The 15,011-nt window shown below is 63.0% G+C and carries 12 protein-coding genes; 5 read left to right on the top strand and 7 right to left on the bottom strand.

Going from position 1 to position 15,011, the window contains the following annotated elements; all coding sequences use genetic code 11:
- The 3 genes from V3W46_RS16170 to V3W46_RS16160 form a co-directional block, all read right to left on the bottom strand.
- Positions 1 to 199, bottom strand: a 199-nt coding sequence (locus V3W46_RS16170) for a hypothetical protein (protein WP_331784166.1), incomplete at its 3' end; no start/stop codon positions are given.
- Positions 196 to 858 (bottom strand): hypothetical protein, encoded by a 663-nt coding sequence (locus tag V3W46_RS16165; protein ID WP_331784165.1) that lies wholly within the window; start codon positions 856 to 858, stop codon positions 196 to 198. The genes V3W46_RS16170 and V3W46_RS16165, both read right to left, overlap by 4 nt.
- A gap of 175 nt (positions 859 to 1,033) precedes the next feature.
- Positions 1,034 to 3,184 carry an acyltransferase family protein gene (locus tag V3W46_RS16160; RefSeq protein WP_331784164.1) on the bottom strand — a complete coding sequence of 717 codons (2,151 nt, stop codon included), beginning with the start codon at positions 3,182 to 3,184 and terminating at the stop codon, positions 1,034 to 1,036.
- Positions 3,185 to 3,481: 297 nt separating this feature from the next.
- Here V3W46_RS16160 and V3W46_RS16155 point away from each other — a divergent pair, with 297 nt between their 5' ends.
- Positions 3,482 to 4,963 (top strand): malate:quinone oxidoreductase, encoded by a 1,482-nt coding sequence (locus V3W46_RS16155; RefSeq protein WP_331784163.1) that lies wholly within the window; start codon positions 3,482 to 3,484, stop codon positions 4,961 to 4,963.
- Between the two features lie 54 nt (positions 4,964 to 5,017).
- Here the strand turns inward: V3W46_RS16155 and V3W46_RS16150 are convergent, their stop codons facing one another.
- On the bottom strand, positions 5,018 to 5,539 hold the full coding sequence (locus V3W46_RS16150; RefSeq protein ID WP_331784162.1) for a YdcF family protein: 522 nt from the start codon (positions 5,537 to 5,539) through the stop codon (positions 5,018 to 5,020).
- Between the two features lie 40 nt (positions 5,540 to 5,579).
- Positions 5,580 to 6,488 (bottom strand): hypothetical protein, encoded by a 909-nt coding sequence (locus V3W46_RS16145; RefSeq protein WP_331784161.1) that lies wholly within the window; start codon positions 6,486 to 6,488, stop codon positions 5,580 to 5,582.
- A 133-nt stretch (positions 6,489 to 6,621) separates the two neighbouring features.
- Between V3W46_RS16145 and V3W46_RS16140 the strand changes: the two genes are divergently transcribed.
- Positions 6,622 to 6,765: a hypothetical protein gene (locus tag V3W46_RS16140; protein ID WP_331784160.1), complete on the top strand. Its 144-nt coding sequence runs from the start codon at positions 6,622 to 6,624 to the stop codon at positions 6,763 to 6,765.
- Positions 6,766 to 7,033: 268 nt separating this feature from the next.
- On the opposite strand, the gene V3W46_RS16135 is transcribed toward V3W46_RS16140, so the two are convergent.
- Both V3W46_RS16135 and V3W46_RS16130 read right to left on the bottom strand, forming a co-directional pair.
- Positions 7,034 to 8,458, bottom strand: a complete 1,425-nt coding sequence (locus V3W46_RS16135) for a polysaccharide biosynthesis tyrosine autokinase (RefSeq protein ID WP_331784159.1) — start codon at positions 8,456 to 8,458, stop codon at positions 7,034 to 7,036.
- A 1,994-nt stretch (positions 8,459 to 10,452) separates the two neighbouring features.
- Positions 10,453 to 11,238 carry an AraC family transcriptional regulator gene (locus tag V3W46_RS16130; protein ID WP_331784158.1) on the bottom strand — a complete coding sequence of 262 codons (786 nt, stop codon included), beginning with the start codon at positions 11,236 to 11,238 and terminating at the stop codon, positions 10,453 to 10,455.
- A 255-nt stretch (positions 11,239 to 11,493) separates the two neighbouring features.
- Between V3W46_RS16130 and V3W46_RS16125 the strand changes: the two genes are divergently transcribed.
- Genes V3W46_RS16125 through V3W46_RS16115 form a run of 3 tightly spaced genes read left to right on the top strand, consistent with a single transcriptional unit; the run spans position 11,494 to position 14,886 of the window.
- On the top strand, positions 11,494 to 13,041 hold the full coding sequence (locus tag V3W46_RS16125; RefSeq protein ID WP_331784157.1) for a hypothetical protein: 1,548 nt from the start codon (positions 11,494 to 11,496) through the stop codon (positions 13,039 to 13,041).
- The gene (lepB, locus tag V3W46_RS16120) at positions 13,034 to 13,981 is read left to right on the top strand and encodes a signal peptidase I (RefSeq protein ID WP_331784156.1); all 948 of its coding nucleotides are present in this window, start codon (positions 13,034 to 13,036) and stop codon (positions 13,979 to 13,981) included. Before V3W46_RS16125 ends, lepB begins: the two co-directional genes overlap by 8 nt.
- A complete protein-coding gene (locus V3W46_RS16115) occupies positions 13,978 to 14,886 on the top strand; it encodes a DUF1345 domain-containing protein (RefSeq protein ID WP_331784155.1) in 909 nt (302 codons plus the stop codon). The genes lepB and V3W46_RS16115 overlap by 4 nt, the downstream gene beginning before the upstream one ends.
- Positions 14,887 to 15,011: the final 125 nt, after the last annotated feature.

The raw sequence follows: 15,011 nt of genomic DNA, 5'->3' as shown, positions 1-15,011 counted from the left end.
CGCTGCTTGCGTAGGAGCCGCCACTATCGTTCGATGACGACGTGGTAGACCACGTACCTGCGTATTGCACCGCGGTGTTGTTGTTCTGAACGGGACCGGGACCGGCCACCGTGGCGATGGCTACGGTGGCGGACTTAGACGCCGCGCCTGCGCTGGTGAGGGCGGCTACGGCGTAGTAGTACTGGGTTCCGGACTTCACTTCGTGTCGGTGTACTTCGCGGTGCTCGCTGTGATATCGGCGATCGAGGTGAGCGAGCTGCTGCTGGTACCCCGGTAGATGCGGTACCCAGTGGCGCTTGACACCGCAGTCCAGGTCAAGGCCACGGAATCCGTGTCAGCTGTGGCCTTGACTCCGGTGACCACCGTCGAATCCGGCACGCGGAAGGCGTCGATGGTGGTGAGAGAGCCGGTGGCGGCAGCGTTTTGGGTGCCGGTGGCTTTGATGGTGATGGTGTGGTTGGTGTCGCTGAGGGTGGTCGTGGAGTAGACCACCTGCTGGTAGAGGCCGGCCGAGCTGTATCGGTCTACGCTGGCGACCTTGGTGTTGTCGATGTAGACATCGTTGATGCCCGACGAGGCGGTCTTGCGAGAGATCCATTGGATGCTTGTGCCGGTGAACGACAGTGACACAATGGCGGTCGGCGAACCGCTGCTTGCGTAGGAGCCGCCACTGTCGTTCGATGACGTCGTCGTGGTCCAGGTGCCCGTGTACTGCAGAGAAGCACTGTCATTCTCGTAGGTACCGGGACCGGCCACCGTGGCGGCCAGTGCGGCCGAAGCGTCGAAAGGGCTGAGGGCGACGATTGAGGCGAGCACCAGAGCGGCAACTGCGCCCATACGAATGACATAGGACTTCACGAGACCCCGCTGTATTCAAACAGGTAAGCGCAAGGTGATGCGTTCCCCAAACGCCGTGACCCACCCAGAAACTTCCCCCCGAACGGGTTACTAGATCAGATTAGCGCCGGTCTCGGTATAAAGACAGTGATGCGAGAAAAGTCATCCGGATCGAGGCTGACCTATGTTCGCTGATTCAATCGACCAGAGACGCCTTCAGCATGTTCGCCTCAAGCCGCTGCGCCAATGTACCGACGTACGTCGCCGTGATGTGTGATCCCGATCGATAGATGAGCACGTTGCCGATGACAGGGGGGCATGACGTCTCTGACGGGCAGATCGCAGCATCCATATCGATCAGCGCGAGCTGGGACGGAGTCGACTGGGAGTCAGGATCTTCTGCAGCGTCGATGACTTCGCCATGAAGCGCGGCCACGGCAAGGCGCTGGGTCGGTTGTGCGCTGGCGTCGACAGCTTTCTGGCGCGGATAGGCGCAGACAGCGAGATTGTCGGGATTCTCTCCGACGCATTCGTAGACATTAGAACCCACCTGCGGGGTATCTCCGATGACAAGCACCTTTGATCCGTTCGACAGAAGGTGTTGCCATGTCTGTTCCAGTCCCTGAGTCATCAGAGACCGTCCTGTATCAGTGTCTTGGCCCCCACTGCCCGGAGTTTCAGCGGCTGCGCGAACCTGGCTGGTCACCACCAGCGAAGGCCTGAGCGAGTCGAGCTCGGACGTAACTTTGGCATTCCACTCGGTGCACGATGGGTACGAGCGGCCGTCGATCGTCACGTTCGCGTCTGCGAACGAGCACGACGACTTGAGGAAAGTGACGAGCTTCATGCCGTGCTTCTTCGCGATGATGTCGAGCGCGGGCATCCATTGAGCCGCTTTGGAGTCTCCGACAAGCACCATGGTCTTGAGGGACGACTTGTCGCCATAGGTGCAGGAGACGGGATCGCTGGATGTGTCGCTCTGCTGGCAACCGTCGGCGTAGATAGGGGGCACGTCTTGCACAGCGTCGAGCGGAGCGGGAAGAACCCATGCCACGTTTGAGACCCATTCCGCGGCGGTCGTTGACGAAAGGTCGATGGTTTCTGGGAGCGCCGCGGCCCCTGCAGGCGCCGCGCCGGCGGGCGGCTTCAGAGCGTTCGTTGGGCCTGCGAGTAAAAGCACTGCCCCGAGTGAGACGCTCACTGCGATCGCCACCGCGCCGAAGACAAAAGACCGCCAGGTCTTGACCTTGAACCACTTCGCAAAACGCAGAGGAGTCTCAATAAATCGCGAAGACGCCCACGCCAGTGCGACGGAGAGCACAATCAACCCGACATTGATAGCTGTCGACCGGTTCGGCCACTTGTAGCTCGCGAGAACGATAAGAGGCCAATGCCAGAGGTAGATGGCATACGAGATCGATCCGATCCATACCATCGGCCTGATCGAGAGAATTCGCTGAGCGACGCTGGGCGGGAGCGTATCACCGGCCAGAATAATCAACGCGACGGCAACGACTGGAACCAGGGCCGGAAAACCGGGCCATGCTGAACTGTCGATGAAGAAGATCGTCCAGATCAGCATCACGAGACCAACCATCGTCAGTGCACCGAACCACCTATGAGAGATTGCGCCGCGAAACCAGCCGATGTTGATTGCCACGAGAGCACCGGCTGCGAGTTCCCACAACCGGGTCGTCGTCGTGAAATACGCTGACACGTCGCCAATAGCGACTTGGTGTTGCGCATAAGCGAACGATGCTATGAATACGACCAAGGCACCGACGTTCGCGGTCGCGCGAGGAGCCAGACGAGATTTGCGTGCCCATACGATCGCAAGGATGATGAGCAGCGGCCAGATCAGGTAGAACTGCTCCTCGACACCAAGCGACCAGAAGTGCTGCACCGGTGATGCAATGGTGTCTTCGGCGAGATAGTCGATTGACTGCGATGCGAGCAACCAGTTCAGGCTGTAGACGCCGGCAGCCATGATGTCAGTGCCGATCTGACTCCACAGGATGCGTGGAACCACAACCATTACACCGATGCTGGTGGCAATCAACACCAGCGTCGACGCCGGAATCAAGCGCATGATACGTCGCGCGTAGAAAGCCCTGAGGGAAGGCCGGCCTTTTCGTCGAGATTCGCCGAGGAGATGGGAGGTGATCAGAAACCCGGAGATGACGAAGAACATGTCGACGCCGGCAAAACCTCCCGGTAGCCATTTACCATTCAAGTGATAAATGAGAACAGAGAGTACAGCAACGGCCCGGAGGCCCTCGATGTCGAGTCGAATTCCTCTGGTGCCCGACGGGGAGGGCTTTGCTGAACTGAGATGCTTCTGGGGCACTTCCGGAGCCAACGCCAATTATCTGCCTCTCACTGACATCACGGGAGAATGCCCGTTTTCAGGGCGGCGGTAAATGAAGCGTACGGACAGAAGGTTACAGCATTGTGTCGGGCGCATTTTCGCAGCCGAATATATGCTGTCGACATGAAACCGGATCCGAATCGCGAACCGAAAGATGAACCACCAGTAGAACGCCCTAGCCTCGAACAGTTGCTGGAGGAAGCGGAATACACCGAAGCCAGAATGGACGACTGAACACGCGGGCCGCGTGTCCTGTGCCCGCGATAGAATAATTCGGTGACCTCAACTACGGACCCCACCGATGTCGTTCTGATCGGGGGTGGCATCATGAGTGCCACTCTCGGGGCTTTGATCAAGCTTCTTCAGCCGGACTGGTCCATTCGAATCTATGAACGGCTCGGCGATGTCGCCTTGGAGAGTTCAAATGCCTGGAACAACGCTGGTACCGGGCATGCCGCGCTCTGCGAACTGAATTACATGCCTGAAGCCAAGGATGGATCTGTCGAGACGTCGAAGGCCGTCGCCATCAACGAGCAGTTTCAGGTCAGCCGACAGCTCTGGTCGTATCTCATTGAGCACGGATTGATTGACAGACCTGAGACATTCATCAGCTCGACTCCCCACATCACATTCGTCCAGGGAGAGGCGAATGTAGCGTATTTGCGTAAGCGGTATGAAGCGCTGCTCATTGAGCCCCTCTTTGAGGGAATTGAATTCTCAACCGATCCGCGAGTGATCTACGGATGGGCTCCCTTGCTGATGCGGGACCGCAGAAAGGACGACGTCGTTGCCGCGACTCGAGTACCTTCCGGTACCGACGTTGATTTTGGCTCTTTGACAAAGCAACTGCTTGCGTATCTCCAGAACAACGGAGCACAGCTGCTCACGAGTCATACGGTTACTCGTCTGAAGAGAGTGAAAGACGGCACGTGGCGTGTGGGACTTCGCCAGTCCGTCGGCAACACGACGAGTTCGGTGGCTGCGCGGTTCGTTTTCGTCGGAGCCGGCGGCGGGGCCCTCCACCTTCTTCAGAAATCGGGCATTCCCGAAATCAAAGGCTTCGGGGGCTTCCCGATCAGCGGCGAGTTCCTTCGCACCGACAATCCGGCTGTTGTGCGTGAGCATCAGGCGAAGGTCTATGGAAAGGCGTCGGTCGGCGCACCACCGATGTCTGTTCCTCACCTCGACAAGCGTGTCGTCGATGGTGAATCCTCACTGCTCTTCGGGCCTTACGCGGGATTCAGCCCGAAATTCCTGAAGTCCGGTTCGTGGTTGGATCTGCCACGTTCAATTCAACCTGGAAACATCGGACCAATGCTCGCGGTCGCTCGGGACAATATCGATCTGCTGAAGTATCTGATCAGTGAAGTGTTCGCCAGCCGAAACAAGAAGATGGCTGCTCTGCGGGAATTCATGCCCACGGCCAAGGCTGACGACTGGTACTTGATCACGGCCGGTCAGCGGGTGCAGGTGATGAAGAAAGACGCCGAACGCGGTGGCGTGTTGCAGTTCGGCACCGAGGTCATTACAAGCGCCGATGGCTCCATTGCCGGTTTGCTGGGAGCGTCGCCGGGAGCGTCGACGGCAGTGCCCATTATGCTTGACGTCATTTCGCGCTGCTTTCCTGAGCAGTACAAAGATTGGGTACCCCAACTCAAGAAGATGATCCCCTCGCTCGGTACAAAATTGAACGAGGCGCCCTCGCGGGCCCGGAAGACCTTGACCGCAACCGCTCAAGTCCTCGACATTTCGGTCTGACCGAACGACGTCTCACTGAGCGCTCATCAGCGTTGCTCGCGCATCTCCTCTTCCCTAGCAGCCGGGGCTGGCCAGTGCCTTTGCCATCGCTCCGGTCTGATACGCGAATTCGTAGAGCCATTCGAGTGGCGACAGAGTCGAGTTGTCTGACTCGACCGAGAGGCTACCGTTGAAACATCGCTGCAGTATCAGGCGCGCTCTTGTCACGTGAGGGGTGAAGGTGATTATCGTTGCGCTGGTCCAGCCGTGTTCTGCCGAAAGGTCTCTCAGGTAGCGTGCTTCCCCCTGCGTGGTGAACGGATCAGCTCGCGCGCAATACACAGTGTAAAAGTGAGGCTGGTAGCAGAGAGGAAGAGACTCCGCGTTCACCTTTCCTGTGTCAGGCAACGAGATCATCAGATTGTCGCTGAGCCCCTGGTGTATCAGCTTCTCGGCGAGTGCGATCCTCGATGGCGTCGCAGGCCCCAGCACAAATATCACATCTGTCTTCATGGGCTTGTCTACATCAGGAAACCTGAACGCTTTGACAGTTACGACGGTGAGGGCGACGGTGAAGACGCTCACTATCAGCGCCATGACGATCAGTCGACGGCGCCACATAACGGCCAGATCACCTTCATTTCCACGTTGCTCCGCCGTCGGGAGAGATGTAAATGCGGTCTCCTGCCCACAGCCAGACGGTCGCACCGGTCTGCGCGAGAGCGATCGGAGCGGGGGACGTAACACCGGCGAGGCAACCGACTACCGACTCCCCGACGGCGGACGTTGCGGACGGCAGAGTGCGAATACTTAATCCGGAGCATGAGGGGTCGCCGAACACCGCAATGGTGAAGCCACTGCCGTCGGGGGTGATGGCGAACACGCCTGGAACGGGAACGCTCGAAAGCGCCGGCTGCGTCGGCTGGAACGACGCGGTGCGGTCTGGGTAGGCTTCCCAGTACTCCCCGCCGGTGTATGTCGTGATTGCAGACGTAGTGCACGCGGCGCCGTACTCAGCGAGCAGTTCCACCTGGGAGTCGTCGACTACAACCAGGTCTTCTATTTCGCGGATCTCTGGCTCGGACGGCGTGACAGATTGCCACGATGCTCCAGAGTCACTGGAGGTCTCAATGATGGAGTCAGACCCGCTGCAACTGCCCAGCGTGGCCCTGTATGCCTCAGTGGGGGAGGCCAGCCCCATGATGCGTGAATTGGCGCCCACTGTCGCGCTGGGTGGCGCGGAGGTTGTCGGGCTGGGGCTGGCGATGGGCGCGGCAGAAGCGGAGGAATTGGGGCTTTGAGTCGTGGGACCTGCCGTATACAGGGGCAGCGACGTCGCCGATGGAGTCGGCGGGGTGAGCGCAAATGCAATCAGCGCGACATCCAGTGCGACAAAAGCCGCAATTCCGATGATCGCCCAGGTTCGTCTTCTGCGAGTGGCCATCGTCAGGGAGCGTCCAAATGGTGAGGCAGGCACATAGTAATATCCTTCGGGCTGTAGATAGCGTTCAGCAACCGCTATGGCGGAAAGGATCGGGGGATTCATTCCATGCTAACAACTTGTTCTGCTGCGGCCGGCCGGAGCTCCTAAAATCACCTCTCGCGGGCGGGGCGATCTGTTGGTTTAAGTTGTGTTACAGACCGGGAGCGCCGTTCATAAATGCTGCCACCATCAGATCATGGAAGAAAACGACGCTCTCAGCGTGGGAATCGACATTGTTCTGCGCGCAGCACGCCAGTCAGCGCTCGAGGGAGACAAGTACGGCGCCACAGTGCTTGCCGCGATTGCTTTCTCCCTATCGGGCGGACGCGAGAGCAACTGATAGTTCGGGTGCGCGACTATTGTCGTCGGCTGCAATAGTTCGGTTTCTATGGCCTGTCGGAAAGAATCGGGACGTGTCGGTCGCAACGGGGACATCGCACTGCGACCGTCTCGGTGACGAATACCTGCAATGCGGGCGTCTGTCGACCTGCGGAGCAGCCACATGGCGGCAGCCACCAACGATGCACTACCTGCGCGCATCCTCGACCATCCCGCTCACGTACATGGAGGCACCGACGCATCCGGTCACGACGGTCATCCGGCCCGGGCTACTTCCTTCCCCGGCGTCGCCGGGTCGGTGCTCCAGCGTCAACCGGTTCATTCTCGGGGGACGCGCCATAGTATCCGTACCGTTCAGCGTTATACGAGTCGGGGCCCTTCGACGGCAGCATCGTAATGACAATGCCGACGACGTTGCTCTTGATGCTGGCCAGGGAATTCAGTGCACGTGCAAGTTCCGTGCGCTTCACCTTTCCCGAAGAGGCGACGACGATCGCCCCGGCGGTCATACTGCTGATCACCGCTCCGTCAGTCACAGGCAGAAGGGGGGGCGCATCGATGATGACGTAGTCGACCTGTTCGTTCAGCGCAGACAGAAGGTCTTGCATAGCCTGCGACCCGAGCAATTCACTCGGGTTGGGAGGAATCCTGCCGGCTGGAAGCACATAGAGTTCCCGGTTACCCCACCGTTGCAGAACATCAGCCAGAGCGACGCTGCCGATGAGAACGTCAGTGAGGCCGACGGCCCCCTCAAGTCCCATGTACTCTGCGAGCTTCGGCTTGCGCAAGTCGCCGTCGACCAGTACGACACGAACGCCCGTCTCCGCCAGAGCAAGGGCTAAGTTGGCCGAAGTCGTACTCTTACCTTCTCCAGCGATCGACGAGGTCACTACGAAGCAGTGGTTGTCAGAGCCCGCATTGACGAAGCGAAGGTTTGTCCTGAGGGCTCTGAAAGCCTCGGCTCGCGGGTTGCGCGGATCCGTGTGCACCAGAAGAGGATGCTTCGCCGAATCCGGGTCATAGCTGATTCCCCCGAGAATAGGAGCATCAGACACGGCAGTGACGTCGTGGTTGCCATGCACGCGTGTGTCGAGCGTTGAACGAAGGAAGGCTGCGGCCACCCCGAAGATGAGCCCGACGATGAAACCGAGGGCGATGCTCAACGGGACGTCTGGACTGACCGGACTGCTCGACGGTGTGGCAGGGTCGATCACAGCCACCTTTACGAGACTGGACCCACCACTCGTGGGCTTCTCCAACGACTGAACGACCACCGTGCTGAAACTATCGGCTGTGGCATTGGCGATGTTCGCGGCTGTCTGCGGGTCGTTGTCGGTGGCAGTCAGCTCGATGATCACCGTTCCGGTCGGCGAATTAGCCGAAATCTTCGATGCAAGTTGTTTCGCGGTCATATCGAGATGAAGATCAGAAATTACGCTGTCGAGCACGGAAGCACTTGTCAGAATGTCGAGGTAGGACTTGACCTTCGCCTGGGCGTACGTGTTGCCTGAAGTCAGCTCACCAGGTGTCGGTGTATCTGAGGCTTGGACTGACACGTACATCGTCGCCGTAGCGGTGTAGTGGCGCGTTGCGGTGGCTGCATAGGCGGCGCCGGCCCCCAATCCGACAAGAGCGAAGACCACAATGAAGATCCACCCTTTTCGAATGACGCGGATGTAATCGTGAAGACCCAAGTTAGTTTCCCTTTGTAATCACCCGGGCATCCCGCCAGCCCAGCTTCGAGGGTGGGAACGCATGGGATGCGCGGACTAGTGAGAGATTTGCGCTTCGGGTCGCAAAACAAAATGAAGGCGTTTGGCGCGCCCTGCCTTCAGAACTATACAGTTGACCGGGGGATCATCAACAATTGACAGCCTGAGGGCTCATCCGACACGAGAGAAGCCATGCGCGCCAACACCGATCGCACGACTCGGCTTGCCCGTGGCGCCGTGGTGATTGTTGCTCTTGGCCTGCCTTGGTTTGCGCTGTCTTCGGCACAAGCCGCGCCTGCGATCTCCTCGGTCTCTATGGCGGCTCACGACGCGGTTCCTTCTGATGGTGAACTGCCTCTAGATCCGCTCCCGACCGGGGAGCCGGCCCCTACGGGCGATCCTGCCCCCACTGGTGACCCGGCACCGACTGGTGATCCTGGCCCAACGGAGGAACCCGCTCCGACTGGGCTGCCCGGGCCCACTGCAGAACCTCAACCCAGTGTTGACCCGGTTCCGACTGAGACCCCTGTGCCTCCCGCCGTCGTTCCAGCGCCAGAGTCCGCAGCACCCGTGCCGGAGCCATCGGCCTCTGTGGAGGAGGGTGTGCCGTCATCGAACGAGGACGATTCCGCATCCGCCTCGCCGACAGCAACACCCGCAGAGAGTCCCTCGCCAGCGCCTACGCCTTTGGTTACGTCGACCGCACAGCCGCTTCCTCCCCTTCAGTTGCCGTTCTACCCGCCGCCTTCGTCTACGGTTGCCTACAACGCGTTCCCGTTCATCGTCGCCAGCTTCGCCGGTGGTCTGCTGCTCCTTTTGGGAGTCGGTGCGTGGGTCTTGTCGTGGTGGCGCCTTCGCTCAATGCGCTTCAGACCGCTCTACTCGTCGAACACGTTCGGGCTGCACGACACTCGCACCCTTGCTGCTCAGCCGCCCCACGGGATGAAGCACTCCCTCGTATCGCTCTTGCCGTCGACTCCGGCAGACAGTGTCGCTCGATCTGAGGCTGTCGCGGGACGGTTCGACCTCGGAATGTCAGCACCAGCCAGTGCGCGCGGCTCTTCCCGCGCCGCGTCGTTTGCCCTCGAACTCGGGCCGGGTACCTCTATCGATGCGCAGAGCCCGTCGACAGACCGGTTCTTGACGGGGTTGGCGCCAGCTGGCGGACTATCCCTCGTTCAATCGGTTACCGATTTCCGGGTGTTCGACGACAAGCCCGCCACGACTGAAGGTGGGTCGCAACACGACGTGGGTCTGCCTGACCGCGTTCGCCGGTCGAGGAAACTCGACTTCAGGTTGAGCTGGTTCTCCGCCTGATCCCGATGTCGTCGTCTGAGTCAGGGGCGGGTGTCAGACGCGGATTAAGGGTGACGTTTAGGAAGTCGGGTGAATTGGCATTGCCATCGACCTCAGCGTCACACGACAAGACTCGTCTTCTCACAGACAGCCATCGCACGCGAAGCAGCATTGGTTGTGCATAGATCTCATCCAGTGGACCGACTCGAATGCGCGACGCTGTGTAGACGAGGACGACCATGAGGCGGCTCTTTCCCTCGAGTCGTTCGAGCTGCAGACGTGCTCGGATAGGGCCGCCGAATGCCGCCTGGGAAGCGACCATCTGCTCGAGTCTGTCGAGGTTCAGTGTCGGTTTGACAATCACGGGCCCGAGATCGTCGAACTGCGGTAGAGACACTGATCGACGATGGCGTCGCTTCTTAGCCATAAAGCCTCCAACATTCGCGGTGAGTGTTTTTCACAGGAGGAACGCGAGAAAAGGAGGCTAACGCTGCCTCGTTGCCCCCCATTCGAGGGTAGTCAGCGAGTGTGACGATCGTGTTTCATCTGAGTGAACCCAGACGCCATTCAGAGAGAATACTGAGGCGCCGGCCCCGCGAGTCAGGCGCCGGGTCTGCGAGTCGGGCGCTGGGCTTGCGAGTCGGGCGCCGGCCGTGCCACTCAGACGCAGGCCCCGCGACTCAGACCGTGACGCGCAGCTGGCTGGGCGTGCATCCGTGCACCGCGGCGATCGCGCGGCGCATCTCTGCGGGGCTGCCGAAGCCGGCGTGCTGGGCGATCTGCGTGAGGTCGAGGTGACGGTAGGCGGGGTCGGCGAGCAGGCCGGCGGCGGTCTCGACGCGGTGCTGGCGAATCTCTTCGGTGATCGACGAGTTCTCGGCGGCGAATGCGCGTTGCAGCTGACGCAGCGAGATGTTCATGGTGCCGGCCACTTTGGCCGGGGTCAGCTCGGTGTCTGACTTGTAGGCGGCGATGTAGGCCATGGCGCGGGCGTGCAGGCCGCGCTCGGCGGTGGCCGAGATCTTGCTCATGCCCTGTGTCTCGAGCAGCAGCGAGAGCGTCATCTCGAAGATGAGCTTCTCGACGAGGTACTGGGGGAGTCGCTCGCGGGGCGCTCCATCGGCCGTGATGCTGCGCACGAACTCGCGAACGGGGTTGCGCAGCCAGAGGGTGCTGGCGGCCACGATGGGCAGCTCGCGGGAGCTGTCTGCGCTCTCGTCGAGGATGCGCGCCGGCACCAGCACAGAGACCACGGTGGCGGGGTTCGCGACGTAGAGCGAGTAGGTGTTCCAGTTAGTGAGCCAGGCCATGTCTGACCGGCCGACCATGTCTTGGCTGCCCGGCGTGCTCCTGACGATGACGCCTGCGTCGATCGGGAAGAGCAGGCGCAGAAACCGCCCGTCTCGGGCATCCGTCGCCCTGACGACGCTGACTCCAGCCGGTAGAACCTGCCTCTCAATGGTCACTTCACCGAATTTCAACGGTGCTGATGTGGTCATTTTGCCCCCTGGTGGTACTGGTCGACGAGAGACCCCTCAACTCGCTTAGCAAAAAGTTAACCTATTCCGCAGAGGCCCGGTCGCGCCAACGACGCTTCGTGTCGCGAATGTGACTATCTCTGTCGTGAAGATGATCGTATTGTGACGTTTATTCGAGTTCACCAAGATGATCGCGCGAACATGGTTGCCGGCCGTGGCAGATGCGCACGGTAGTTTGGGGGCATGGGGTCGTGGGTCACGCTGAGTGCGCTCGAGGTGCCGTTCGCCGTCGAGCTCGACGGCGTCGGCGAGACGGATGCCCGAGCCTTCGTCGAGTCGTGGCAGTGGTGCGGGGCGAGCATCGTCGACGGGCCGGCCGACGACGCCACGATCATCCGTGCCTCGCAGCGGTCGGCCGGGCAGCAGCGCTCCACCGAGCCGTCGACCGCGGTCGATGCGGCGCGCACTGTCGAGGCCGGCAGCTTCCGGACGCTCGCCGACGCACTGTCGGGGTTGATCACGCGCATGGCGATCGACGAGCGGCGCGGCGAGCTGCTGATGTTCCACGCGGGCGGGGTGGCCGACCCGGCGACGGGAAACGTCATCGCCTTTCTCGGCGCGTCGGGGCGGGGCAAGACGACGGCGTCGATCGCGCTGGGTCGCGAGTTCGAGTACGTCACCGACGAGACGCTGGCGATCGACGACGATCTCGGGGTGCTGGCGTACGGAAAGCCGCTGTCGGTGAAGCAACCGCCTCCCGAGCCGTGGAAAGACCAGGTCTCGCCGGGGGCGCTGGGGCTGAGGCGTCCGGGTAGGCGGCCGCTGCGGCTGGCGGGGGTGGTGCTGCTCGACCGGGTTGTGGGTGCGGTGGGCGGGGCTGGCGGGGCTGGCGGGGCTGGAGCGGGCACGGCTGGTGTGGGTGTGGCCGGTGTGGGTGCTGTCGGTGCGGGTGCTCTTGGTGCCGATGCCGATGCCGGTGCGGGTGCTGTCGGTGCGAGTGAGGCCGGTGCGGGTGAGGCCGGTGCGGGTGCTCTTGATGCCGGTGCCGGTGCGGGCGTGGGCGTGGGTGAGGCCGGTGCGGGGGTGTCGGCCGGGGAGCAGCTGCCGAGCATCCGGAGCGTGGGGCTGGCCGAGTCGATCGAAGAGCTTGTGCCGCAGATCAGCTACCTGCCCGAGCGCGAGGCGCCGCTGCAGAGGCTGGTACAGGTGCTGGCGGCGTGTGGGGGGCTGCGGGCGGTGACCTACCGCGAGGCGTCGACGCTGCCCGGGGTGTTCGCCGAGCTGTTCGCCGAGGTGGCTCAGGATGCTCTGCCGGGCTCTGTGGCGGTGCGGGCGTCGTACGCCGATGCGGTTCGCGACGGTGACTCGATGGTGGTGTTGAGCGGCACGACGGTGCGGGTGCTGGGGGGCATCGCTCCGACGATCATGCGGGCGGCCGCGGTGTACGCGCGCACCGTGCCGCAGCTGGTGCGGGCGGTGGTGGCCGAGCATGGGGAGCCTGGGGGCGCGGATGGCGGTGCCGGTGCGGGTGCGGGTGTCGGCTCTGGTGCGGCCGTGAGTGCGGGTGCGGGTGCGGGTGTCGGCTCTGGTGCGGCCGTGAGTGCGGGTGCGGGTGCGGGTGTCGGCTCTGGTGCGGCCGTGAGTGTCGGTGCGGGTGCGGGTGCGGGTGTGGACGTGGGTGCCGGTGCGGGTGCGGATCGTGGTGCCGGTGCCGCGCGGGAGCTGGTCGAGGCGGCGGTGGCGGAGCTGACGGCGATCGGGCTGCTGACGGAGGAGGTGCTCGGTGAGTGAGGGGGGTGCGGCGGCGAGCGCTGGGAGTGCGGCGGCGGGTGCTGCGGGTGCGGTGGGGGGTGCGGCGGCGGGCGAGAGGGGCGTGGCGGCGGGTGCCGCGGGTGCGGTGGGGGGTGCGGCGGTGGGTGCTGCGCCTTCGGTGGGGGGTGCTGACGGGAGTGCCCACGGCGACGAGGCGCGCGGCGGCCGGAAGCCCGTGGACGCCGCCGGGAGTTCTGCCGGGGGGCGTCGTCGTTCGGGTGGGGGCCGCACGGGCATCCGGCGCATCACCGGGAGCTTCTGGTTCAACCTGCTCGCGGCGTTCGTGGTGCTCGCGCTGGTGCAGGAGTTCGTGGTGAAGCTGTACTACGTTCCGTCGGGGTCGATGCAGCAGACGCTGGCGATCGGCGACCGCATACTGGTCGACCGGGTGTCGTTCGAGTTCGGGGCGAATCCGAAGCCAGGCGACGTGGTGGTGTTCAATGCGTCTGATCTGTGGGGGGAGCAGGCGGTGGTTCCGTCGAACCCGTTCACGTACGCGCTGAAGTGGCTGGGCGGGGTGGTGGGCATCGGGGCGTCGCTCGACCACACGCTCGTGAAGCGGGTCATCGCGGGGCCGGGGCAGACGGTGTCGTGCTGCAGCGCGTCAGGGCAGGTGATGGTCGACGGGGTGGCGATCGACGAGTCCTACGTCTACGAGAACTATCCGTTCACGCCGGGCGTTCTCGACTGCACGACGGTGCCGGAGTCGCAGCGGTGCTTTCCGACAGTGACCGTGCCGGCGGGCGAATACTTCGTGCTCGGCGACCACCGGTCGAACTCGAACGACTCGATCTACGCCTGCCGGGGGCGGTCGCCGACCGCGTCGACGGACGACTGTCTGAAGATGGTGGGGCGCGCCGACGTCGTGGGGCGGGCGTTCGCCGTCGTGCTGCCGTTCGGGCACTGGGGCTCGCTGTGAGCGGGGCGGCAGCGGGAGCAGAGGCCGAGCCGAGCGGCGGTGGCGCCGAGGGTGGTGCGAATGCCCGGGGCGACGCCGGTGCGGATGCCCGGGGCGGCGGCGAGGGCAGCCGCGGCAGCGAGCGAAGCCGCGGTGGCGAGGGCGGCCGCGGTGGTGGCGTCAGCGATGCGGATGCTCGGGGCGAGAGCACGGTCGAGCCCGACGTCGAGGCGGCCGCCGTGATGGGGCGGCGGCGGCAGGTCGTCGTCGTGACCGCGTTCGTGCTGAGCGCCATCGTTCAACTCGCGATGGTGGTCATCGGGCTGACGTTCGCCTCGTCTGACGACAACACGATGGCGATCGTGACGCTGGTCGTGTGGTGCCTGCTCGGAACGCTGTACGCCCTCACCGTGATCGTTTCGCTGAGCATCCTGAGCCACAGGCGCCGCGCCTTCGAGGGGCCGCCGACACGCATCGAGCTGAGCGCGGGGGCGCAGGCGGTGTCGTTCATCGGCACGTTCTCGGCGAGCCTGGTCGGCGTCGGGGCGGCGTTCCAGCTGCTGACGCTGCGCTCTGACCCCGACTTCGGCCCGCTCTGGGACGTCGTCGGCGTATGGGCGATGCTGCTCTCGTGGGGGTTTCTGCACTGGGGTTTCGCGCAGATCTACCAGCAGCTCTACTTCAGGATGATCGCGCAGTCGCCGACCGCGACGGCTCCCATGCGGTTTCCGGGAACGCCGCACCCGGGCGTGCTCGACTTCGTCTACTTCTCGTACACGCTGGGCACGTCGTTCGCGGCCTCCGATGTCGAAGTGCGCAGTTCGCGGGTGCGGTGGCGCGTGGTGTGGCACTCGGTGCTGAGCTTCTTCTTCAACGGGTTGATCGTGGTGTTCGCGCTGAACACGATCCTGAGCTTCGGGCAGTAGGGCCGGCAGCAGGGTGCGCTGCCCCCCGCCGCGGTGTTGAAGCGCTCGGCGTGCGCTGCCCCCGCGGCGCGGTGTTGGGGCGCCCGGAGTGCACCCGTCGGTGCCCATCGGTGCCCGTCTGCGCC

It is taken from the genome of Subtercola sp. YIM 133946 (assembly GCF_036553535.1).
GTDB lineage: Bacteria > Actinomycetota > Actinomycetes > Actinomycetales > Microbacteriaceae > Subtercola.
This window is presented reverse-complemented; position numbering and strand designations above follow the sequence as displayed.

Coding starts and splice junctions, on each gene's coding strand:
- V3W46_RS16150 (WP_331784162.1), bottom strand. CDS start 5,539: ATGGCGCTGATAGTGAGCGTCTTCACCGTCGCCCTCACCGTCGTAACT.
- V3W46_RS16145 (WP_331784161.1), bottom strand. CDS start 6,488: ATGAATCCCCCGATCCTTTCCGCCATAGCGGTTGCTGAACGCTATCTA.
- V3W46_RS16140 (WP_331784160.1), top strand. CDS start 6,622: ATGGAAGAAAACGACGCTCTCAGCGTGGGAATCGACATTGTTCTGCGC.
- V3W46_RS16125 (WP_331784157.1), top strand. CDS start 11,494: ATGGGGTCGTGGGTCACGCTGAGTGCGCTCGAGGTGCCGTTCGCCGTC.